Origin of the sequence: Nocardia cyriacigeorgica NBRC 100375, from assembly GCF_000308555.1 — a bacterium.
Taxonomy (GTDB): domain Bacteria; phylum Actinomycetota; class Actinomycetes; order Mycobacteriales; family Mycobacteriaceae; genus Nocardia; species Nocardia cyriacigeorgica.
Genome location: NZ_BAFY01000082.1, coordinates 1 through 19,366 on the forward strand (window position 1 = coordinate 1; position 19,366 = coordinate 19,366).

Below are 19,366 nucleotides of genomic sequence, written 5' to 3' on the forward strand. Positions count from 1 at the left end.
ACGTGGCGGGCCTTGCGATGATGTGGAGCGTCCTCAACGCCTGGCTCCAGGGCACCGCGCTGCTCCGGACCGCAGGCGTCGACGCCGCCACCTTCGCACCATTCGCGCAGCAGATGGCCGCGGGTGTGGCCGGCTGGCTGCCCGGACAAGCCGAGCAGATCGACCAGAACTCCTTCGACACCGAGGTGGCGTCGCTGGACACCCATGTGCGGACGATGGCGCACCTGATCGAGGAATGCGAGGCGGCGGGTATCAATGCCGAACTGCCGAAGTTGATCAAGTCGATGGCGGATCGTTCGGTCGCCGCCGGGCGCGGTGGACAGGAATATGCCGTGCTGATCGAGGAATTCGCCAAGCCGGGCGCTGCCTGATCGGCGCTGCCAGAAGTGGTTTCGCGGGCGCGCTCGCCGAGATCGAGCCCCGCGCACGGTCGCAATGCCCGCGGACGGACGCGGGGCGCGCTGGGTCCGCGCTCGAAATTCGGTGGCGGTCCGGTCCGCGGTTCCGTACAAAGGTCCGGCGGGGGAGTGCCGAGAGCAGCCGGGGGACCGAACCATTCGAAAGGACCGGCCGTGAACGAGACGGACGCCATCGCCGCCAACCGCGCGAACTGGGACGACCGCGCCGACGTCCACGCGCGTTCCCAGATGTACGACGTGGACGCGTTCCTGGCCGATCCCACCGACATCTCTCAGGTCGTGCGCAACGATCTGTCGGTGCTCGCACCGCACCTGCCGGCCACCGGGGTCGACGGTCGTTCGCTGCTGCATCTGCAATGCCATATCGGCACCGACACCGTCTCCTGGGCGCGCCTCGGCGCCGTCGACGTGCACGGCCTCGATTTCTCACCGAACTCGCTGCGTCACGCGGCCCGCATCGCGGCCGCCGACGGCCGCGACATCACCTGGGTCGAAGGCGACGCCCGCTACGGCTCCTCGGCGATCGACCGCCGCTTCGACACCATCGTCACCAGCGCCGGAACCATCGTCTGGCTCCCGGATCTCACCGACTGGGCGCGCTCCATCCACGACCTCCTCGAACCCGGCGGCGTCTTCCTCATCCGCGACGACCACCCGATTCTCAGCGCCATGGACTATCAGCCGTGGACCATCGGCGACGATTACCTCAGCGGCGGCGGCGTCCTGACCTACGAAGATTCCGGCACCTACACCGAGAATTCGGAAGGCTTGATCGAGCACACCACCAACCACGAATGGCGCCACGACCTCAGCGAAGTCGTCACCGCGCTGCTGGCCGCGGGACTGAGAATCGAAGCCCTGCAAGAGCTTCCGTACATGGACTGGCCCGCCTTCCCCGACCTCGAGCCCTGCGCCCAAGGCTGGGCACTGGCACCCGGCCACCCGCGTATCCCGCTTAACTTCGCCGTCGTCGCACGCCGAGCCTGAGCCCAGGTACCCGCCGCCTACGCCCCCTGTGCCGCTCGAGCAGGCGTGAGATGGGTGACCTCACACAACCACCGCCCCTCCCGCCGCACGAAAACATCGGAACTCCACTCGTCGTTCTCGAACCGCTCCCCCTGAAACACCCCCGTATTGACCACCCGGACGATGACGACCGCAACGTCACCGAGATCGACAACGGACTTCACCTCGCTGCGGAAGGAGTCGTGCATAACCGCCCCACTCCCGACCGCCGCCAAGAACCGACTCCCAGGCATCACCCCATCCTGCGAGACGAACATCCACCCAGGAGTAGCGAAGTCCGCCAGCCGCTCCGCATGGTTGGCGACCAACGCCTCATCCCACTCCCGAAAAAGCCGCGCGAACGTATCGAGATCCGCAGATAGTTCGTGTTCCATCATGACCGAACCATCGCACCGCCACGCCCATCCGTCTTGGACAAATGGAGCACCCCAGCCACCGGCGGTCCGGACCCGGGAACCTGAACACCGGTCAGCGCCGATAGTCCAAGGCCTGTTGGATCAGCGCCCGGGCAGCGCTGCCGTTTCCATCAGGTACTCCCGTCACTGGTCGACGTACTCCCGGTACGGCGTCGACATTTCCCACAAGCGTCGTTGCACCTCGCGGCAATGTCCGACCACGGCCGGATCGGTGGTGACCGCCAGCCCCGCCGGCTTTCCGGCCTCGCTCACCAGGTTGTACACGACCCGTGCGTTGTCGATCAGCCACCAATCGTCCGGTGGCACGTCACCTGCGGCATGACGCGGCACGTACCGGATGTCCTCGCCTGCATCGACATTGCTGCCGGTCACCGATAGCAGCCATCGGTGGTAGTCGGTGTGCGGCTCGGTCACGACGCGCACCCGGCTGACCCGCACGCCGCGCGCCGCGGTGTCACGCATGAGCTCGATCCAGTGATCTTTGTGCTCGTCCGGGAGCGCCGGCTCACCGTCCAAGAACCGCCGCAACCGCTCCGACTCGGACGGAACGGCGTATGCGTCACGAACTTCGAGGTGAAAGGCATCGGCCTTGCAACCGCGGAAGAGCGAAGCCCAGTCCGGTGGATCATTCGGCAGGTAGAGCACCGTTGTACGTCCTCCTGGTCGTCGGCACCTCGATTTGTACCGTGGCCTTCTACGTTCGAACCGGACCTGAGTAACGACCTCAGCGTCGATGGTCCAAGGCCTGTTGGATCAGCGCCCGGGCAGCGCTGCCTGTCACCGATTGCCCCGCGAGCACATCGAACGCCCGACCATACACGGCTATCTCTCGCGGTTGGGTGATGGTCAGTTCCGCTGCGGTGGTTTCGACCATCACCATCCGGTTGTCGAAGATGACCATGTTCGACATCGGGACGCGGTAGAGCGCGTGGGCCGGGATGATCCCGAATGTCACGCGCGGCAAATTGATCACTGCGAGCAGTCGATCGAGTTGGCCGATCATGACGCCGTCGTCCCCGACGGTTGTGTGCAACGCTTGCTCGGAAATGACGAAATGGAACCGGTGGTCGCGGCGGTACAGGATCTGCTGGCGTTCCAGGCGTTTGGATACACCCGCGTCGAGATCATTGGGAATCTGCTGAAATTCGATGACGTTGCGGAGGATCTCCCGCGCGTACTCCGCGGTCTGGAGCAATCCCGGTACCAGGAAAGGGTGATACACCCGCATGCATTCGGCTTCGGATTCCAGCTTGATCGACGTGTGTTGGCGGCGTTTCGTTCCGGTGCCGAGGATTCGCCGCCATTCGAGGTATGCGGCGTCGATATTCCGAAGGCTGGCTATCAGGTCCGGAATCTGCGGCTCGGCATCGGTGTGAGCACACCAGGCGCGCACATCAGCTTCGGTCGGCTTGGTCTTCCCGTATTCGATCTTCGAGACCTTGGTTTGGTGCCACCCGGCTCTACGAGCCAGCTCGGTCCCGGTCAAGCCGGCATCGTGGCGAAGCTCCCGCAGCCGTGCTCCGAGAGCCTCTTTTGCCTCGTCGAGCGAACTCGTCACTCGTGATAGTCCTGTAGTGGCACAGCCATCGACCACACCCGATCTTTCACGCGTCGAATGTAGTCCACGATCACCGGGTCGGTTGTCACAGCACCTCCTTGCCACCGGCCGGATGGGTCGAACACAGTGAACGCCACTGTCGAGTCATCGAATAACCACCAGTCGTCGGAGGTCAACTCGTCGGGCCTGATCAGATGGCGAGGAAGGTACCGGACGTCCTCGCCGGCCTCCGCGTTCATACCGGCGACATGCTTTGCGTACCTGGTGTAGTCGTTATGCGGAACCGAAACCACGCGTGCACGGTTCACCGCTACACCCCGATCGGTGGTGGCCCGGACGTGATTCAGCCACGGCTGAAACCATTCGAAGTCTTGGGGCTCATTCGCGAGGAATTTGCGCAGTGGTTCGTACTCGGGGGTGTAGTAGGAGTCCTGCACCTCGAGGTGGAACGCCTCGCGTTTCGCCTGGTGGAACAGGTCGAGAAAGCCTTCATCCTGCGCTAGCAGCACCGTAGAACGCCCTTTCTGCCTTCGCCACCTCGACGCACGTTTCATCGGGATAAGTGTCCATCTGCGACAACGTCGCTGGATCGGTGATCGGCACGCCGACCAGCGTGAACGTTCCTCGGCCCGTGTCGGTGAGCCGAGCACCGATGAAAGTCCCCTCTTCCGCGAAGCCCGTGAGTAGGTGCGGTATCTCGATGGTGTCCGGCCTGGTCGTCTTCCATCCTTGCACGACATAGCTCCCGTGATCGGTGGCATACAGGCTCGGGCACCCGCCGCCCTCTGTGCCGCCCTTGCCCAGAAATCTCAACTTCATGATCGGCCTCCCCTGGTTGTATGCGCGAACATGCTCAGTATGAACTAACTGTGTTGATAGAGGTAGAAGTTGACAAATCTGAGCATTCTCAAGCATGAACATAGCCCGGTGACCCGGCCCGTTCCTACCGTCTGACCCAGCCCCCGGCACCGGGTGTCGTCCCAACCCCGGTGCCGGGTGGATGCCATTCGAGGCTCTGGAAGGGGATGCGGATGCGGTTCCTGGTCAAAGTTCATTGTTGTGGGGCGAATTGGCTTGTTCGGGTGCCTGCGTTCGGGGTGTCGAGAGTGGTCGCGGATAAGCGGGCCGTCGAGGAGGCCGCGCGGGAGATGATCGCGGCGTGCGGGGCTGCCCCGGCGGTGTTCGATGTGGAGTTGGATGTCGGGCGATTCATCGAGGTAGGGGAGGCGGCTTTGCTCGATGACGGCCCGTTCAGATGAGCCCGGCCAGCTTGTAGAGCACGAGCGATCCCGCCACCGCCACGTTGAGGCTGTGTCCGGTCCCGACCATCGGGATCTCCACCGCGAGGTCGATGCGCTCCAGCCCTTCGGGTGGGATTCCGTCGGATTCGTTGCCCAGCACCATGACCGTGCGTCGGCGCGCCACCGGTAGGTCGGCGAGGCGGAGGGATTCGTCGGTGAGTTCTACGCCGATCACGGCCGAGCCGCCGGCACGCTGGCGGTCCAGCCAGCGGTCGACGCGGCCATCGACCCAGTGCACGCATTGGCGGTGGCGCAGGGTATTTCCCTGGGCGAGCGCGTCGGGGACCCAGGGGCGGCGGGGGACGGCGAGGCAGGCGCCGACGGCGTCGCAGGTGCGGAGCAGGGTGCCGAGGTTGACGCCGTGCTTGGGCCACAGGGGCGCGGCGATGAGGTGGTTCCAGCAGCCGTGCGAGCGTTGGCGGCGCTGACGTCGCAGTTCCGGGCGGGTGCGTACCCGTGCGGCGCTCATCGGAGGACGGGAAGTTCCCTCCCGCGGAACACGAATGCGGCGGTACCGCATGACGACAGGGTGTGATTCACAGCGACGATGCTTCGCGGCGCATCGGAGCCTTCGACATGGCCTGCCCGGGAAGGGCCGGCCGGTACTTCCACCATACCGGCCCCTCCCGCACATACCGGCTCAGGGGCGCAGCACCGAGACCAGGAATTCGGTCTGGTCGTGCACGGCCTGCTCGAACAGGTCGTCGAAGTAGATGTCGAAATGTCCTGCGTCGTAGCGTTTCACGATGGCGTGCTTGGTGCGTTCGGCGGCGCGTAGCGCGGGTTTGACCGGTGCTACCGAGTCGTTGTCGCACAGGGCGTACAGCACCGGCATCTTCAGTGCCTTGGCGCGTCGGCCCGGTGCGTCGAACAGTGCCGAGAAGGCCACGCGCGCGGCGACTTTCGGCTGGTAGCTCTCGCTTTCCTCGGCCAGCCTGCCGAAGCCCTCGGGTACGTCGGGCGCCGACATCAGCGCGGCCGCGCGCTTGCGCCCGGCCAGCCGCACCGGCACCGGCTTGCGCCGGATCGGGCCGATGAGCAGGTCGGTGGCGGCGATGGTGGCCACCTTGGTGAGGCTGGTCGGGCCCTTCGCCATGGCCGAGGCCCAGCCGCTGGTGAACGGCACCTGCGCCACCACCGCGGCGATATAGGCGTCGTCCGGTGCCACCGACAGCACGTGCCCACCACCGAAAGACGTCCCCCACAGTGCGATCCGGGTGGCGTCGAAGCCGCGGATGGTGCGCGCGTAGGCGATCGCCGCATGCCAGTCCTCGCGCTGGCGGGCGATGTGCAGCAGCTGGCGCGGTGCGCCCTCACTGGCACCGAAATGGCGGTAGTCGAAGACCAGCACCCCCATCCCCGCGGCCGCGAACCTGCGCGCGTACCGATCCAAACCCATTTCCCTGTTGGCCCCCAGGCCGTGTCCCATCACCACGAGCGGGCGGGGTTTGGGCACGCCATCCGGGCGGTAGAGCCAGGCGGCGCACTGCTCTCCTCCCGACGGGAAGCTGACCTCGACACGTTCCATGGTCGATCAACTTACCGAGTATCCTGGGCTGGCGGACGAGTCGGCCGGGCGGCCGCGGCGACGGGAACGGGCACTGCGGTGTCGCAGCCCGGCGCCGAGGAAAGTCCGGACTCCACAGAGCAGGGCGGTTGCTAACGGCAACCCGGGGCGACCCGCGGGACAGTGCCACAGAAAACAGACCGCCCACGACCTCTCGGGGTCGTGTGGTGAGGGTGAAACGGTGCGGTAAGAGCGCACCAGCGCCCCGGGTGACCGGGGCGGCTCGGTAAACCCCGCCCGGAGCAAGGTCGAAGGTCGCATCGCGTGCGGTGCGGCTGCGCAGGTGTTCGAGGGCTGCTCGCCCGAGCCTGCGGGTGGACCGCTCGAGGCACCCGGCGACGGTGTGTCCAGATGGATGGCCGCCACCCGGTGCGAACCGGGGACAGGATCCGGCTTATACGCCGGCTCGTCCGCCCTTACGGCGAGCGGCGGCGCCCCAGCTCGGGGCGCCGCCGCGTCGGTATCAGTCTTCGCAGGCTCGCAGAGCGCTGTGATCAGCAGAGCACCTTGATCATTTCGTAGATGGCCTTCGACTCCTCCGGCGACGCCGAACCGCGGCCGTTCTTGGTGCGGTTGGAGATCTCGGTGAGGACCTCGTCCTCGGCCTTGCCCTCATGGATGTCATCGCAGGTCTCGGTGAATATCTCGCCGATCTCCTCGTCGCTGCGGCCCTCGGCCAGACTCGGGAAGGCCTGCTTGTAGGCGACGACGAAGGAGCCGACCTTGACTCCGTCCAGGCCCGTATCGTCCTTCGGCGAGGTCGCGCCGGTCGACGGGGCGGCGGCGTCGCCGCTCTCGGTGGCGGACGCGGTGGCCGAGGCGGCACCGGAGGCGGTGGGCTGGGCGACGCTCGAGGTCGTCTCGTCCTCACAACCGGCGATGAACAGGGCGAGGGCGCTGGCAGTTGCCGCGATGGCGGCGGAAGTTCTGATCACGTTGCCGGATGCTAGCGGCACCCGGGGCAAATCGCCTCCCGCGACGTCGGCGGGAGGCGAACTGCCAACTACCTCAGGCGGGGCCGATCAACAGCATCCGCGCGAAGTTGGCCGCCTGTTCGGGACCGAGCAGGGGCAGCAGGTAGTCGTACACAAGAGTGGACATGAGGTGCGGAACTCCCAAGATTTCGTCTTACGGGACGGTTACGCTCGGCCACCCTAGCAGCGACCGCGCCCCCCGGCTGCCGAGTCGGCGCCGCTGAGGTGCCGGATTCCTCCGGAACTGGCCGAGAACGTGATAGAGGTCATAGAGTGGTCGCCGTTGGATCGAGATGCCTCGCGGGGCCGCGATGCATCACCTCACACTGAAACTCTCGGGAAGCAGGTCTCAACTCATATGCGGGTAGTTCGTTCTCTGGTCGCCGGCGCATTGATCGCCGGGGCCGCATCGGTTTTCGCCACGCTCGGGGCCGGTAACGCCGGTGCGGTGGCGGTGACTCCGCTGCCGGGTGGGGTTCAGGTCGACCTCACCCCCGCCGACACCAAGTGGGTGCACCAGAGTGGTTTCGGCCGCACCATCGCCGGGCTGCCGCATCCGTCGGCGGCGTCGTTCGGCTACGCCCTGGACTCGGCGGCGGCGCTGTCGTCGGAGTACCCCGAGGGCCGGGTCGTTTTCACTGTCTTCGGACCGTTCGACCAATTGAGCGGCACCATGCTGGCGCTGAAGTAGCGACCTGGAATCCTCAGCGTGGAACTCCACCAGCGGATCGTCTCGGCGCCGGTCGATTTCGGCGCCATTCGCTCCGAATTCGGACTGACCTCGGACTATCCGGCCGAGGCCACCGCGGAAGCCCGCGACGCGGTCGACGCGTTCGCGGGCGACCGGTCCGATCGCACCGACATCCCGTTCGTCACCATCGACCCGCCTGGCGCGATGGATCTCGACCAGGCGCTGCACCTGGAACGCACCGACACCGGCTTCCTGCTGCACTACGCCATCGCCGACCTCGGCGCCGTCGTCATCCCGGACGGCGCGCTCGCCGCCGAAGCCGGCGCCCGCGGCCAGACCTTCTACCTGCCCGACACCACCGTGCCGCTGCATCCGCCGGTGCTGTCGGAGAACGCGGCGAGTCTGCTGCCGGATCAGACCCGCCCGGCCGCCCTGTGGACCATCGAACTCGATCACGACGCCGAGCCGCTGCGGTATTCGGTCGAGCGCGCCCTGGTGCGCTCCCGGGCCCGCCTCGACTATGCCGGTGTCCAGGCCGACGCCGACGCCGGCCGCCTGCATCCCTCGATCGCGGCGCTGCCGGAATTCGGCGCCAAACGCATCGCGGCCGGGCTGGAACGCGGCGCCATCGAGCTGCGGCTGCCCGCGCAGAGCGTGATCCGTGACGAGGGCGCCGACGGGCATTGGCGTCTGGTGCTGGAACCGCGCACCGACGCCGACGACTGGAACGAACAGGTGTCGCTGCTGGCCGGCATGTGCGCGGCCCGCATCATGCTCGACGGCGCCGACGGCTCCGGCGAACGCATCGGCCTGCTGCGCACCATGCCGCCGCCGCCCGATTCGGCGATCGCCTCGATTCGCCGCACCGCCGCCGCCCTCGGCATCGACTGGCCGGCCGGTGAGTCCGTTGGCCGGATGCTGGCGGGGCTCGATCCCAACTCGCCAGCGACGCTGGTGCTCATGTCCGAGGCCACCGGCCTGCTGCGCGGTGCCGCCTACACCCTGCTCGACGGCACCGATCCGGCCTCGGACAGCTTGCGCCACAGCGCGATCGGCGCACCGTACGCGCACGTCACCGCGCCGCTGCGGCGCCTGGTGGACCGGTTCACCACCGAGATCTGCCTGGCCCACTGCGCCGGCACGCCGGTGCCGCAGTGGGTACGCGAGGGCCTGAGCGCGACCGCCGAGACGATGAAACGCAGCGATGGTGTGGCCAACAAGGTCGAACGCGCCTGCATCGACCTCACCGAGGCGACCCTGCTGTCCCAGCGCATCGGCGCCGAATTCGACGCCGTCGTGGTGCGCGAAGGCAACGGCAATCGGCCGGCCGAGATCTTCATCGCCGACCCGCCGCTGGTGGGGCCGTGCGAGGGCGCACCGGCCGAGGGTTCGACGGTGCGGGTGCGGTTGGCGTCGGCGGACCCGGTCACGCGCAAAGTCCTGTTCACGCACCTACAGTGAGACGCACGAACCCCGGGGCGCTGACGCGCGGGCGGCGCGCGAACACGCAGCCGGCGGCGCACCTCGACTCGAGGCTCGCCTCGTCGTCGTCCGGATCGGCCCTAGCCGGGAAGCAGTGACGCAGCGGCTGCGGGGTACTTCGCCAAATGTCCACCGGCGGACCGATCTTCGGCATCCGCCAGCACCCCGTACAGCGCGGTGTCTTCACCGTCGGCGCGCGCTTGGTCGGCGCGGGCGAGGATGGCGTCACGGGACTCGACGGCGTCGCGATGGTCCCCGAGGACGGTTTGCAGACGTTTGGCCTGGTTGCCGAGTTCGACCGCGGCCCCGCCGAGGGTGTCGGTCGCGGCTTCGCAGGAATACCGTAACCGCTTGGCGCCCTTACGGATATCGTGCAGCAGCTCGATGCGATCTTCGGCGCGGACGGTGGTCTCCGCCCCGACCATTCGGTCCAGGCGCTCGCGATCGCGCTGCAAGACCGCATGGAAAGCGTCGGCGGCCGGTCCGCGGACCCGCTTCTTGCGCAGTGGGGGAGCCGACCGCCAGTCCGAGAGTTGGTCCCGCAGCACCCGATAGCGCTCGCTGTCCAGCGCGGCAAGGACCTCGGCGTGCGCGGCGGAGTATCGCTCGCGCTCGGCGACCACCAGCCGGTTCGTCACGGCTTCGAGCGTGTCCGAGTCGGCGCCAGTGGTCAGTTCGGAATCCAGCAGCGAAGCGAACCGATCGGCCCGCACTTCCGCATCCCGGGCGACCCCGAGCAGACCGGCCAGCCAGGCCAGCTCCGCCACCATCGCCGCGGCGGGCTCGCGCTCGAACAACCGGCGATAAGACCGCAGCACACTACGCAACCGGCGGGTGGCCACCCGCATCTGATGCACCGAATCCCAGGCATCGGCACGCACTTCCGGTTCGGCGGCCAGCAGCCGGTCGATGTCCTCACCCAGCGCCGCGGTGAGCGCGTCTGCGGCGGAGGCCGTCATGACCTAGCGTCCTTTCGCGAACCCGTCGGTGGCTTCGACGAGATGGTGGGTGATGCCGGGTTCGTTGGCCGCGTGCCCGGCGTCGTCGACGATGTGCAGCACCGAACCGGGCCAGGCCCGGTGCAATTCCCACGCGCTGACCGCCGGGCAGACGATGTCGTGGCGGCCCTGCACGATCACCGCGGGAATATCGGCGATCTTGTCGATATCGCGTAACAACTGTCCCTCGTCGAGGAAGCCGCCGTGCCGGAAATAATGATTCTCGATGCGGGCGAAGGCGAGCGCGAAGCGCGGCTCTCCGGTTTCGGTCACCCGATCCGGTTGCGGCAGCAGCGAACTCGTCGCACCCTCCCAGGTGGACCAGGCGATCGCGGCTGCGGTGGCGACCTGCTCGTCGGGGGAGTGCAGCAACCGATGGTAGGCCTCGACCAGATCGCCGTCGCGCTCGGGTTCCGGCACGGGCGCGAGGAACTTCTCCCACTCGTCCGGGTAGACGTAGCCGGCCGCGCCGTTGTAGTACCAGTCGATTTCCTTGCGCCGCAACAGGAAGATCCCGCGCAGCACCAGCTCGGTGACACGCCGCGGATACCGCTGCGCGTAGGCCAGCGCCAGAGTGGACCCCCACGATCCACCGAACACCAGCCACTGCTCGATGCCGAGCGCTTCGCGCAACTGCTCGATATCGGCGATCAGATGATCGGTGGTGTTCAGCGACAGGTCCGCGCCGTCGGCGATATGCGGGGTGGAGCGGCCGCAGCCGCGCTGATCGAACAGCACGATCCGGTACCGCTCCGGATCGAAGAACTGGCGGTGATACGGCGCGGTGCCGCCGCCCGGCCCGCCGTGCAGGAACACCGCGGGCTTACCGTCGGGGTTGCCGCTGACCTCCCAATACACCGACTGGCCCGCGCCCACATCGAGCATGCCCTGCTGGTGCGGTTCGATCGGCGGGTAAAGGGTGCGCATCAGAACGCAAGGCCGGAGGCCAGATCCGGCAGTTGCAGCGCGTCGATCGCCTCCTGCCGCACCTCGGGACAGGCCTTGGTGGTGATCCGGTCGATCGACCGCTTATCGGCGAGGACCTGCGCGTTGATCGCGCCGTTGCGCAGCGCCCAGTCGTGCACCATCGCGTTCAAGCCGATGCGACCGAGGGTCGGACCCTGCACTCGCCAGTTCGACAGCTCGGGGCGGATCATCTCGCACAGCGCGGTCGCCGCGGAGTCGGAGACCTCGAGCGGAGTGCCGGGGGCTGGGGTGGTGGCGCCGGGTGTGGACGCCGGAAGGCTGGTCGGCGCGGCGGTCGTCCCGGTCGCATCGCTGGAGCCGGTCCCGGATTCACCTCCGCACGCGGTCAATAGGACAGCAGCACACGCTCCCGCGACCACCAGCGTGCTCCGGGAAATCCAACGGCGTTCCGGCATCAGTACCTCTGCTCGACTCGAGATTGTCGATACGAGTCTGCCATTTTTCCGGTACGCCGGTGGCGCGGTGTTCCCGGCCGCGAGGCGGGGTTGTCGGCCGGAGAGACGGGTGACGTGGTTGCCGCGACGGCGTCGGCCGGGCAGCGCGAACAGGATCCGCGCGGGCCCGGCCGAGCTCGATATCGACGATTCAGAAACTGTGCTCGGGCCCGGGGAAGGTGCCCGTGCGAACCTCATCGGCGTAGGCCGCGGCGGCGGCGCGCAGATCGTCGCCGGTGTTGGCGAAACGCTTGACGAACTTGGCGGTCTTGCCGCTGGTGTAGCCGGCCATGTCCTGCCAGACCAGCACCTGGGCATCGCAGTCGGCGCCGGCCCCGATGCCGACGGTGGGGATGGTGAGCTTGCGGGTGACCTGCCCGGCGAGTTCGGCCGGAACCATCTCCATCACCACCGAGAACGCGCCCGCTTCCTGGACCGCGATCGCGTCGGCGATGAGCTGCTCGGCACCGTCGCCGCGGCCCTGCACCCGGAAACCGCCGAGGGTGTTGACGCTCTGCGGGGTGAAGCCGATATGACCCATGACCGGGATGCCTGCCGCGGTGATGAGGGCGATCTGCTCGGCCACCCGTTCACCGCCCTCCAGCTTCACCGCATGCGCCTGGCCCTCCTTCAGGAACCGGGTCGCGGTGGCCAGCGCCTGCTGCGGCGAGGACTCGTAGGTGCCGAACGGCAGGTCGGCCACCACCAGCGCGTGCGGCGCACCACGCACCACACCGCGCACCAGCGGGATGAGTTCGTCGACGGTGACCGGCACGGTCGTGTCGTAGCCGTAGACCACATTGGCCGCCGAATCGCCGACCAGCAGCACCGGGATGCCCGCCTCTTCGAACAGCCGTGCCGTCGAGTAGTCGTAGGCGGTGAGCATCGACCAGCGTTCGCCCGTCGCCTTCATCTGCTGCAGATGGTGGACGCGGGTCTTACGCCGTGGTTTCGCCGCGGCAGCGGCGGCGCCGTAGGCGGGGGTTTCCGAATCGGATACGGACATCATCGTCCCTTTCGTCGTCCTCGAGGCCCGTCGTGCGGGTCCCCGGGTCTGGGTGACGCCCTCCAGTGTGCCACCGGCCGCATCGCGCGTTTAAGCCCGACGACCAGTGCGGTTGGTCACATGCGCCAGGGGTGTGCGCTGCGGTGGTACCGGCGATCACGGCTAGCATGGCGCCGTGCGGAGTGGGCGTGGTGTGCTGGTGACGGTGCTGGCGGTGGCGGCGTTGGCCGCCGGTTGTGCGGAGGCGAAGCAGGAACCAGCGGTCGCGGCACCCCCGCCGCCGGACGGCCTCGCCGAGTTCTACACCCAGACCCCGCAGTGGGGCAGCTGCACCGATTTCACCGGCCCGGACCAGTCCCTGCCGCCGGCCACCGAATGCACCCGGATCACCGTCCCGATCGACTATGCCGAGCCCGACGGCCCGACCGCGCAGATCGCGTTGTCCCGGGTCAAGGCCGAGGGCAAGAACCGTATCGGTTCGCTGCTGCTCAACCCGGGCGGACCGGGCATGTCCGGGTTGTCCACCGTGACGGTCGGCGGCGGCACCGCGATCGCCGAACGTTTCGACCGGGTCGGGTTCGATCCGCGCGGCGTCGGCGCCTCGACGCCCTCGGTGGCCTGCCTGACCCCGCAGGAAGCCGACGCCGAACGCGCCGAGCCGCCGGTGGCGAACACCCCCGAGGGCATCGCCGCCGAAGAAGCCGACAACCGCGAATACGCCGACGCCTGTGTCGAACGCACCGGCAAGGAGTTCCTGGCCCATGTCGGCACCCGCGAAGTGGTGCAGGACATGGACGTGATCCGGGCGGTGCTCGGCGACCCGAAGCTCAGCTACCTCGGCTACTCCTACGGCACCCGCCTCGGCACCGCTTATGCCGAGAAGTTTCCCGGCAACGTGCGCGCCCTGGTGCTCGACGGCGCCATCGATCCCACCCAGGATCCGGTCGAGGAATCGCTGCGCCAGGCCGAAGGCTTCCAGCAGGCCTTCGGCGCCTACGCCGCCGACTGCGTCACCCGGCCCGACTGCCCGCTGGGTAGCGACGCCTCCACCGCGGTGAAGCGGTTCCGGGAACTGGTCGACCCGCTCTGGGACAAGCCCGCCGCCACCACCGACGCCCGTGGCCTCAGCTACGGCGACGCGCTGACCGGTGTGCGGCAGACGCTCTACAGCGAAAGCTTCTGGCGCGTGTTGTCGCTCGGCCTGACCGAATTGAGCCAGGGCCGTGGTGACACCCTGCTCCAGCTGGCCGATCTGTACAACGGCCGCAACGAGGACGGCACGTATAACAATTTGAACGACGCTTTCAACGCCATCCGCTGCGTCGACGATCCGCGCATCACCGATCCGGCGGTGGCGGCCAGGCAGGACACCGAGTACCGCAAGGCCGCCCCGTTCATGGACGACGGCCGCGGCACCGGCGCCGCACCGCTGGAGTTGTGCGCGAGCTGGCCGGTGCCCAATACCAGTCAGCCGCATGAGATTTCGGTGCAGGGCCTGCCGACCACGGTGGTGGTGTCCACCACCGGCGATCCGGCCACCCCGTATCAGGCCGGCGTCGACCTCGCCGAGCAGCTCGGCGCGGCGTTGATCACCTACGAAGGCGATAGTCATACGGTCGTGCTGAACGAGGGTTCGCCATGCGTGGACAACGCGGTCATCGCCTACCTGACCGAGTTGATCGAGCCGCAACCCGGGCTCAGGTGCTGACGCGCAGGTGAGCTCACATCGCGGGATACAAACCCCGTGTCGCCATGTAACACAGATTTAACGCCGGGTGCCTACAGTCGCGGTCATGGATCGCCAGAAGGAATTCGTGCTGCGGACGCTCGAAGAGCGGGACATCCGCTTCGTGCGGCTCTGGTTCACCGACGTCTTGGGCTATCTGAAGTCCGTGGCGATCGCCCCCGCCGAACTCGAAGGCGCCTTCGAGGAAGGCATCGGTTTCGACGGTTCGGCCATCGAGGGATTCGCCCGGATCTCCGAGGCCGATATGGTCGCCCGCCCCGACCCGTCGACCTTCCAGGTGCTGCCGTGGTCGACCAGCAAGGGCCATCAGCATTCCGCGCGCATGTTCTGCGACATCACCATGCCCGACGGCTCGCCGTCCTGGGCCGATCCGCGGCACGTGCTGCGCCGTCAGCTGAACAAGGCCGGTGACGTCGGCTTCAGCTGCTACGTGCACCCGGAGATCGAATTCTTCCTGCTCAAGAACACCCCCGACGGCGCGGACCCGGTGCCCGCCGACAGCGGCGGCTTCTTCGACCAGGCGGTGCACGATTCCGCGCCGAACTTCCGCCGGCACGCCATCGACGCGCTCGAGTCGATGGGTATCTCGGTGGAGTTCAGCCATCATGAGGGCGCGCCCGGCCAGCAGGAGATCGACCTGCGCTACGCCGACGCGCTGTCCATGGCCGACAACGTGATGACCTTCCGGTACCTGATCAAGGAAGTGGCCATCGACGAGGGCGTGCGCGCGACCTTCATGCCCAAGCCGTTCGCCCAGTACCCGGGCTCGGCCATGCACACCCACATGAGCCTGTTCGAAGGCGAGGCGAACGCCTTCCACGATCCCGACGACCCGATCAACCTGTCGGCCACGGCGCGGGCGTTCATCGCGGGCATCCTGGAGCACGCCCCCGAGATCAGCGCGATCTCCAATCAGTGGGTCAACTCCTACAAGCGCCTCATCCACGGCGGCGAAGCGCCCACCGCGGCCTCATGGGGCCGGTCGAACCGGTCGGCGCTGGTCCGCGTGCCGATGTACACGCCGAACAAGTCGTCCTCGCGCCGCGTCGAGATCCGCAGCCCTGATTCGGCCTGCAACCCGTACCTGACCTTCGCGGTGCTGCTGGCCGCAGGCCTGCGCGGCATCGAGAAGGGCTACACGCTGCCGCCGGAGGCCGAGGACGACGTGTGGTCGCTCACCGCCGCCGAACGCCGCGCGATGGGCTTCCGTGAGCTACCCGGCACCCTCGACGAGGCCTTGCAGGCGATGGAACGCTCGGAACTGGTCGCCGAAACCCTCGGTGAGCACGTGTTCGACTTCTTCCTGCGCAACAAGCGCCGGGAGTGGGCCGATTACCGCAGCCAGGTGACGCCGTTCGAACTCAGGGAGTACCTCGGGCTGTGAGGTCGCGGGTGCGATCGCGCCCACCACGACCTGCGCGCGAGCATGTAATTTGAAAGCATGGTCCGGCCCCCGACTGCCCGCTCCGCTGTCCCCGGCGTCGGCCGCCTCGGATTGCTCGAGCCGACGGCCGCCGCCGCCCTGGCCGAACTGGCATGGGACAACATCGACGGCATCCCGCTGCTGTGGGCGCTCTCCCGCGCGCCCGACGCCGATCTGGCGCTGAACACGATCATCCGGTTGCGTGAGGCGCTCGGAGACGAGTGGGCGGAACTGGATTCGGCGTTGCGCACCGATACCGCCTTGCGCGGCAGGTTGTTCGCCCTGGTCGGTTCGTCGACGGCGTTCGGCGACCATCTGGTGGCCGATCCGTCGGCGTGGAAGTCGCTGCGCCGCACCGACCTCCCGGACCGTGACGAGTTGGTCGCGGATCTGCTCGACGCCGTCGACGCCGTTGCGGAGACCGGACCGAACGCCGGGCCGATGCTGTTCCGGGCCGGGCAATCCGGCCCGGAAGTCGTTGCGCTGCTGCGCAAACGCTACCGTGATCAGCTGATGCTGCTGGCCGCTCAGGATCTCGCGGCCACCGTGGAGAACGAACCGGTCCTGCCGTATCAGGTGGTCGGCCGCCATCTCACCGACCTCGCCGACGCGGCGTTGACCGCGGCGCTGTCGGTCGCCGTCGCCCGGGTCTGCCGCGACGAGCCCTGCCCGGTGCGGCTCGCGGTGATCGCCATGGGCAAATGCGGTGCGCGCGAACTCAACTACGTCTCCGACGTCGACATCGTCTTCGCCGCCGAACCGGCCGACGCCACCGCCGCCCGGCTGGCCGCGGAGATGATGAGCATCGGCAGCGCCGCCTTCTTCGAGGTCGATGCCGCGCTGCGCCCCGAGGGCAAGGCCGGTGCGCTGGTGCGCACGCTCGACTCGCATATCGCCTACTACCAGCGCTGGGCGCGCACCTGGGAGTTCCAGGCGCTGCTCAAGGCCCGCCCGATGACCGGCGATCTGGCCCTCGGTGAGCAATATCGCGACGCGCTCATGCCCATGGTGTGGTCGGCCTCCGAACGCCCCGACTTCGTCCCCGACGTGCAGGCCATGCGTCGCCGCGTCGAGGATCTGGTGCCCGCCGATCTGCGCGAACGCGAGCTGAAACTGGGGCACGGCAGCCTGCGTGACGTCGAATTCGCCGTGCAGCTACTGCAACTGGTGCACGGGCGAGTCGACGACACCCTGCATGTGCAGGGCACCGTCGAAGCCCTGACCGCGTTGGCGGCCGGCGGCTACGTCGGCCGCGACGATGCCGCCAACCTCACCGCCTCCTACGAGTTCCTGCGCCTGCTCGAGCACCGGCTGCAACTGCAACGGCTCAAGCGCACCCACACCCTGCCCGCCGACGACGACGAGGAGGGCATGCGCTGGCTGGCCAGGGCGGCCCATATGCGTCCCGACGGCCGCCAGGACGCGATGGGCGTGCTGCGCACCGAGATCCGTCGCAACACCGTCCGGGTGCGGCGCCTGCACGCCAAACTGTTCTACCGGCCGCTGCTGGAGTCGGTGGCCCGGCTGGATTCGGACGCGCTGCGGTTGAGCCCCGACGCGGCCGTGCGCCAGCTCGCCGCCCTCGGATACGCCGCCCCCGAACACGCGCTCGGCCACCTGCGCGCCCTCACCGGGGGAGTGTCGCGCAAAGGCCGTATCCAGGCGCTGCTGCTGCCGACGCTGCTGGAATGGCTGGGCGAGACCCCCAACCCGGACGCCGGTCTGCTGGCGTATCGGCGGGTGTCGGAAGGGCTCGCCGAGCAGACCTGGTTCCTGCGCGAACTGCGCGATGAGGGCGCGGTCGCGCAGCGATTGATGATCGTGCTCGGCTCCTCGGCCTACCTGCCCGACCTGCTGATCAACGCGCCCGAGACCATCCGCATGTACGCCGATGGTCCCAGCGGGCCGCTGCTGCTCGGCCCGCAACCCGAGGACGTCGCCCGCGGCATCCTCACCGCGGCCGCGCGCTACGACGATCCGAACCGCGCGGTCGCCGCGGCGCGTTCGCTGCGCAGGCACGAACTCGCCCGGGTCGCCTCTGCCGATCTGCTGGGTCTGCTGGACGTGCCGCAGGTGTGCCGGGCGTTGTCGTCGGTGTGGGTCGCGGTGCTGGAAGCGTCGCTGCGGGCGGTGATCCGGGCCAGCGAAGCCGAACGCGGCGCACCCGCGCCCGCCGACTTCGCGGTGATCGGCATGGGCAGGCTCGGTGGCATGGAACTGGGCTACGGTTCCGACGCCGACGTGCTGTTCGTCTGCGATCCGCGCCCCGGCGAGGACGAGACCAAGGCCGTGCGCTGGGCCACCGGCATCGCCGAGCGGGTGCAGCGGATGCTCGGCGCGCCGAGCACCGACCCGCCGCTTCAGGTGGATGCCGCGCTGCGTCCGGAGGGCCGCAACGGCGCCCTGGTGCGCACCCTCGCCTCCTACGCCGCCTACTACGAACAGTGGGTGCAGCCGTGGGAAGTGCAGGCCTTGCTGCGCGCCCACCAGGTCGCGGGCGATCAGGAGCTCGGCGTGCGATTCCTGCACCTGATCGACAAGGTGCGGTATCCGGCGGGCGGTGTGTCGGCCGAATCGGTCCGCGAGATCCGCCGGATCAAGGCCCGCGTCGATTCCGAACGCCTGCCCCGCGGCGCCGACCCCGCCACCCACACCAAGCTCGGACGCGGCGGGCTCGCCGATATCGAATGGACCGTGCAGCTCATGCAGCTGCGCCACGCCCACGAGGTGCCCGAGCTGCACAACACCTCCACGCTGGAGGCGCTCGATGTCATCGAGCAGAAGGGCCTGCTCGACCCCGAAGACGTCGACCTGCTGCGTCAGGCCTGGCTCATCGCGACCAAGGCGCGCAACGCCCTGGTCCAGGTGCGCGGCAAGCCGAGCGATCAACTGCCGGCCCCCGGCCCGCAACTGTCTGCCGTCGCGTACGCGGCGGGCTGGCGCAACGGTGACGGCGGCGAATTCCTGGACAACTACATGCGGATCACCCGCCGCGCGAAAGGCGTGGTGGAGCGGGTGTTCGGGAGCTGACGAAGACAGACGACCGGCCCCGGCAACGCATCGGGTTCCGAAGCCGGGATCGACGGGGCCGGGCCTTGGTCATGCAGGCGAGCGGTCGGTATCGCCGGGACCGATGATGCCGTGCAGCACAAGATCGACGAGACGGTCGGTGGCCTGCGCGGCGGCGTCGGACTGGTCACTGGTCCACGCGATCGCAGTGGCGATCTTGACGATGTCGTCGGTGGTGGCATCCGGACGCGCGCGCCCCGCCCGTTGGGCGCGGGCCAGCACGGTGCCTGCGGCGGCGAGTGCCGCGTCGCAATGCGGCGCGAGTGGG

At 68.3% G+C, this 19,366-nt stretch carries 21 protein-coding genes and 1 other RNA gene; 9 read left to right on the top strand and 13 right to left on the bottom strand.

The features are described 5' to 3' along the window. Together RJ05_RS31345 and RJ05_RS08165 are read left to right on the top strand one after the other, a co-directional pair. Positions 1-371, top strand: a 371-nt coding sequence (locus tag RJ05_RS31345) for an imine reductase family protein (RefSeq protein ID WP_036535065.1), incomplete at its 5' end; no start/stop codon positions are given. Between the two features lie 201 nt (positions 372-572). Continuing rightward, positions 573-1,406 carry a class I SAM-dependent methyltransferase gene (locus tag RJ05_RS08165; protein ID WP_036535067.1) on the top strand — a complete coding sequence of 278 codons (834 nt, stop codon included), beginning with the start codon at positions 573-575 and terminating at the stop codon, positions 1,404-1,406. Positions 1,407-1,423: 17 nt separating this feature from the next. On the opposite strand, the gene RJ05_RS08170 is transcribed toward RJ05_RS08165, so the two are convergent. The 5 genes from RJ05_RS08170 to RJ05_RS08190 form a co-directional block, all read right to left on the bottom strand. Further along, positions 1,424-1,822 carry a nuclear transport factor 2 family protein gene (locus RJ05_RS08170; RefSeq protein WP_051016349.1) on the bottom strand — a complete coding sequence of 133 codons (399 nt, stop codon included), beginning with the start codon at positions 1,820-1,822 and terminating at the stop codon, positions 1,424-1,426. A 162-nt stretch (positions 1,823-1,984) separates the two neighbouring features. Beyond that, complete coding sequence (locus RJ05_RS32880) at positions 1,985-2,506, bottom strand: DUF6879 family protein (RefSeq protein WP_280202266.1); 522 nt, start codon at positions 2,504-2,506, stop codon at positions 1,985-1,987. Between the two features lie 79 nt (positions 2,507-2,585). Continuing rightward, complete coding sequence (locus RJ05_RS08180; RefSeq protein WP_036535069.1) at positions 2,586-3,419, bottom strand: helix-turn-helix domain-containing protein; 834 nt, start codon at positions 3,417-3,419, stop codon at positions 2,586-2,588. Next, positions 3,416-3,928, bottom strand: coding sequence for a DUF6879 family protein (locus RJ05_RS08185; RefSeq protein WP_036535072.1), 513 nt, complete (start codon positions 3,926-3,928; stop codon positions 3,416-3,418). Before RJ05_RS08185 ends, RJ05_RS08180 begins: the two co-directional genes overlap by 4 nt. Continuing rightward, the gene (locus RJ05_RS08190; RefSeq protein ID WP_036535074.1) at positions 3,909-4,238 is read right to left on the bottom strand and encodes a hypothetical protein; all 330 of its coding nucleotides are present in this window, start codon (positions 4,236-4,238) and stop codon (positions 3,909-3,911) included. Before RJ05_RS08190 ends, RJ05_RS08185 begins: the two co-directional genes overlap by 20 nt. Before the next feature lie 287 nt (positions 4,239-4,525). Here RJ05_RS08190 and RJ05_RS08195 point away from each other — a divergent pair, with 287 nt between their 5' ends. Next, positions 4,526-4,678 (top strand): hypothetical protein, encoded by a 153-nt coding sequence (locus RJ05_RS08195; RefSeq protein WP_156090811.1) that lies wholly within the window; start codon positions 4,526-4,528, stop codon positions 4,676-4,678. Here the strand turns inward: RJ05_RS08195 and RJ05_RS08200 are convergent. Continuing rightward, positions 4,671-5,189 carry a TrmH family RNA methyltransferase gene (locus RJ05_RS08200; RefSeq protein WP_036535080.1) on the bottom strand — a complete coding sequence of 173 codons (519 nt, stop codon included), beginning with the start codon at positions 5,187-5,189 and terminating at the stop codon, positions 4,671-4,673. The two genes, RJ05_RS08195 and RJ05_RS08200, sit on opposite strands and share 8 nt — an antisense overlap. Before the next feature lie 171 nt (positions 5,190-5,360). Further along, positions 5,361-6,248: an alpha/beta hydrolase gene (locus tag RJ05_RS08205; protein ID WP_036535083.1), complete on the bottom strand. Its 888-nt coding sequence runs from the start codon at positions 6,246-6,248 to the stop codon at positions 5,361-5,363. Between the two features lie 36 nt (positions 6,249-6,284). On the opposite strand from RJ05_RS08205, the gene rnpB reads away from it, so the two are divergent. Beyond that, an RNA gene (rnpB, locus tag RJ05_RS29295) (RNase P RNA component class A) lies at positions 6,285-6,700 on the top strand. Between the two features lie 81 nt (positions 6,701-6,781). On the opposite strand, the gene RJ05_RS08210 is transcribed toward rnpB, so the two are convergent. Beyond that, entirely contained in the window at positions 6,782-7,222 is a 441-nt protein-coding gene (locus RJ05_RS08210) for a hypothetical protein (protein WP_036535087.1), read from the bottom strand. 397 nt (positions 7,223-7,619) lie between these two features. On the opposite strand from RJ05_RS08210, the gene RJ05_RS08215 reads away from it, so the two are divergent. After that, entirely contained in the window at positions 7,620-7,952 is a 333-nt protein-coding gene (locus RJ05_RS08215; RefSeq protein WP_036535090.1) for a hypothetical protein, read from the top strand. Positions 7,953-7,970: 18 nt separating this feature from the next. Further along, entirely contained in the window at positions 7,971-9,413 is a 1,443-nt protein-coding gene (locus RJ05_RS08220) for an RNB domain-containing ribonuclease (RefSeq protein WP_036535093.1), read from the top strand. 101 nt (positions 9,414-9,514) lie between these two features. Here RJ05_RS08220 and RJ05_RS08225 read toward each other — a convergent pair whose 3' ends face one another. The 4 genes from RJ05_RS08225 to panB all read right to left on the bottom strand — a co-directional run bounded on the left by RJ05_RS08225 (position 9,515) and on the right by panB (position 12,859). Further along, the gene (locus tag RJ05_RS08225) at positions 9,515-10,393 is read right to left on the bottom strand and encodes a CHAD domain-containing protein (protein ID WP_036535095.1); all 879 of its coding nucleotides are present in this window, start codon (positions 10,391-10,393) and stop codon (positions 9,515-9,517) included. Between the two features lie 3 nt (positions 10,394-10,396). Further along, positions 10,397-11,359, bottom strand: a complete 963-nt coding sequence (gene pip / locus RJ05_RS08230) for a prolyl aminopeptidase (RefSeq protein ID WP_036535098.1) — start codon at positions 11,357-11,359, stop codon at positions 10,397-10,399. After that, positions 11,359-11,814, bottom strand: coding sequence for a hypothetical protein (locus RJ05_RS08235; protein ID WP_036535100.1), 456 nt, complete (start codon positions 11,812-11,814; stop codon positions 11,359-11,361). Before RJ05_RS08235 ends, pip begins: the two co-directional genes overlap by 1 nt. A gap of 190 nt (positions 11,815-12,004) precedes the next feature. After that, entirely contained in the window at positions 12,005-12,859 is an 855-nt protein-coding gene (gene panB, locus RJ05_RS08240) for a 3-methyl-2-oxobutanoate hydroxymethyltransferase (RefSeq protein ID WP_036535103.1), read from the bottom strand. Positions 12,860-13,034: 175 nt separating this feature from the next. Between panB and RJ05_RS08245 the strand changes: the two genes are divergently transcribed. The 3 genes from RJ05_RS08245 (at position 13,035) to RJ05_RS08255 (ending at position 19,059) form a co-directional block, all read left to right on the top strand. Further along, positions 13,035-14,567, top strand: a complete 1,533-nt coding sequence (locus RJ05_RS08245; RefSeq protein WP_036535106.1) for an alpha/beta hydrolase — start codon at positions 13,035-13,037, stop codon at positions 14,565-14,567. An 85-nt stretch (positions 14,568-14,652) separates the two neighbouring features. Then, positions 14,653-15,990 carry a type I glutamate--ammonia ligase gene (gene glnA, locus RJ05_RS08250; RefSeq protein WP_036535109.1) on the top strand — a complete coding sequence of 446 codons (1,338 nt, stop codon included), beginning with the start codon at positions 14,653-14,655 and terminating at the stop codon, positions 15,988-15,990. A 57-nt stretch (positions 15,991-16,047) separates the two neighbouring features. Continuing rightward, positions 16,048-19,059, top strand: a complete 3,012-nt coding sequence (locus tag RJ05_RS08255) for a bifunctional [glutamine synthetase] adenylyltransferase/[glutamine synthetase]-adenylyl-L-tyrosine phosphorylase (protein ID WP_036535111.1) — start codon at positions 16,048-16,050, stop codon at positions 19,057-19,059. A gap of 69 nt (positions 19,060-19,128) precedes the next feature. On the opposite strand, the gene RJ05_RS31350 is transcribed toward RJ05_RS08255, so the two are convergent. Beyond that, positions 19,129-19,366 (bottom strand): SbtR family transcriptional regulator (locus tag RJ05_RS31350; protein ID WP_444547120.1); only part of this gene is annotated, 238 nt, incomplete at its 5' end.

Bases quoted from the DNA above. Each gene is read 5' to 3' on its own strand.
- RJ05_RS08170 (WP_051016349.1), bottom strand. From the start codon at position 1,822: ATGATGGAACACGAACTATCTGCGGATCTCGATACGTTCGCGCGGCTT.
- RJ05_RS08190 (WP_036535074.1), bottom strand. From the start codon at position 4,238: ATGAAGTTGAGATTTCTGGGCAAGGGCGGCACAGAGGGCGGCGGGTGC.
- RJ05_RS08200 (WP_036535080.1), bottom strand. From the start codon at position 5,189: ATGAGCGCCGCACGGGTACGCACCCGCCCGGAACTGCGACGTCAGCGC.
- RJ05_RS08205 (WP_036535083.1), bottom strand. From the start codon at position 6,248: ATGGAACGTGTCGAGGTCAGCTTCCCGTCGGGAGGAGAGCAGTGCGCC.
- RJ05_RS08215 (WP_036535090.1), top strand. From the start codon at position 7,620: ATGCGGGTAGTTCGTTCTCTGGTCGCCGGCGCATTGATCGCCGGGGCC.
- RJ05_RS08225 (WP_036535095.1), bottom strand. From the start codon at position 10,393: ATGACGGCCTCCGCCGCAGACGCGCTCACCGCGGCGCTGGGTGAGGAC.
- pip (WP_036535098.1), bottom strand. From the start codon at position 11,359: ATGCGCACCCTTTACCCGCCGATCGAACCGCACCAGCAGGGCATGCTC.
- RJ05_RS08235 (WP_036535100.1), bottom strand. From the start codon at position 11,814: ATGCCGGAACGCCGTTGGATTTCCCGGAGCACGCTGGTGGTCGCGGGA.
- panB (WP_036535103.1), bottom strand. From the start codon at position 12,859: ATGTCCGTATCCGATTCGGAAACCCCCGCCTACGGCGCCGCCGCTGCC.
- glnA (WP_036535109.1), top strand. From the start codon at position 14,653: ATGGATCGCCAGAAGGAATTCGTGCTGCGGACGCTCGAAGAGCGGGAC.
- RJ05_RS08255 (WP_036535111.1), top strand. From the start codon at position 16,048: ATGGTCCGGCCCCCGACTGCCCGCTCCGCTGTCCCCGGCGTCGGCCGC.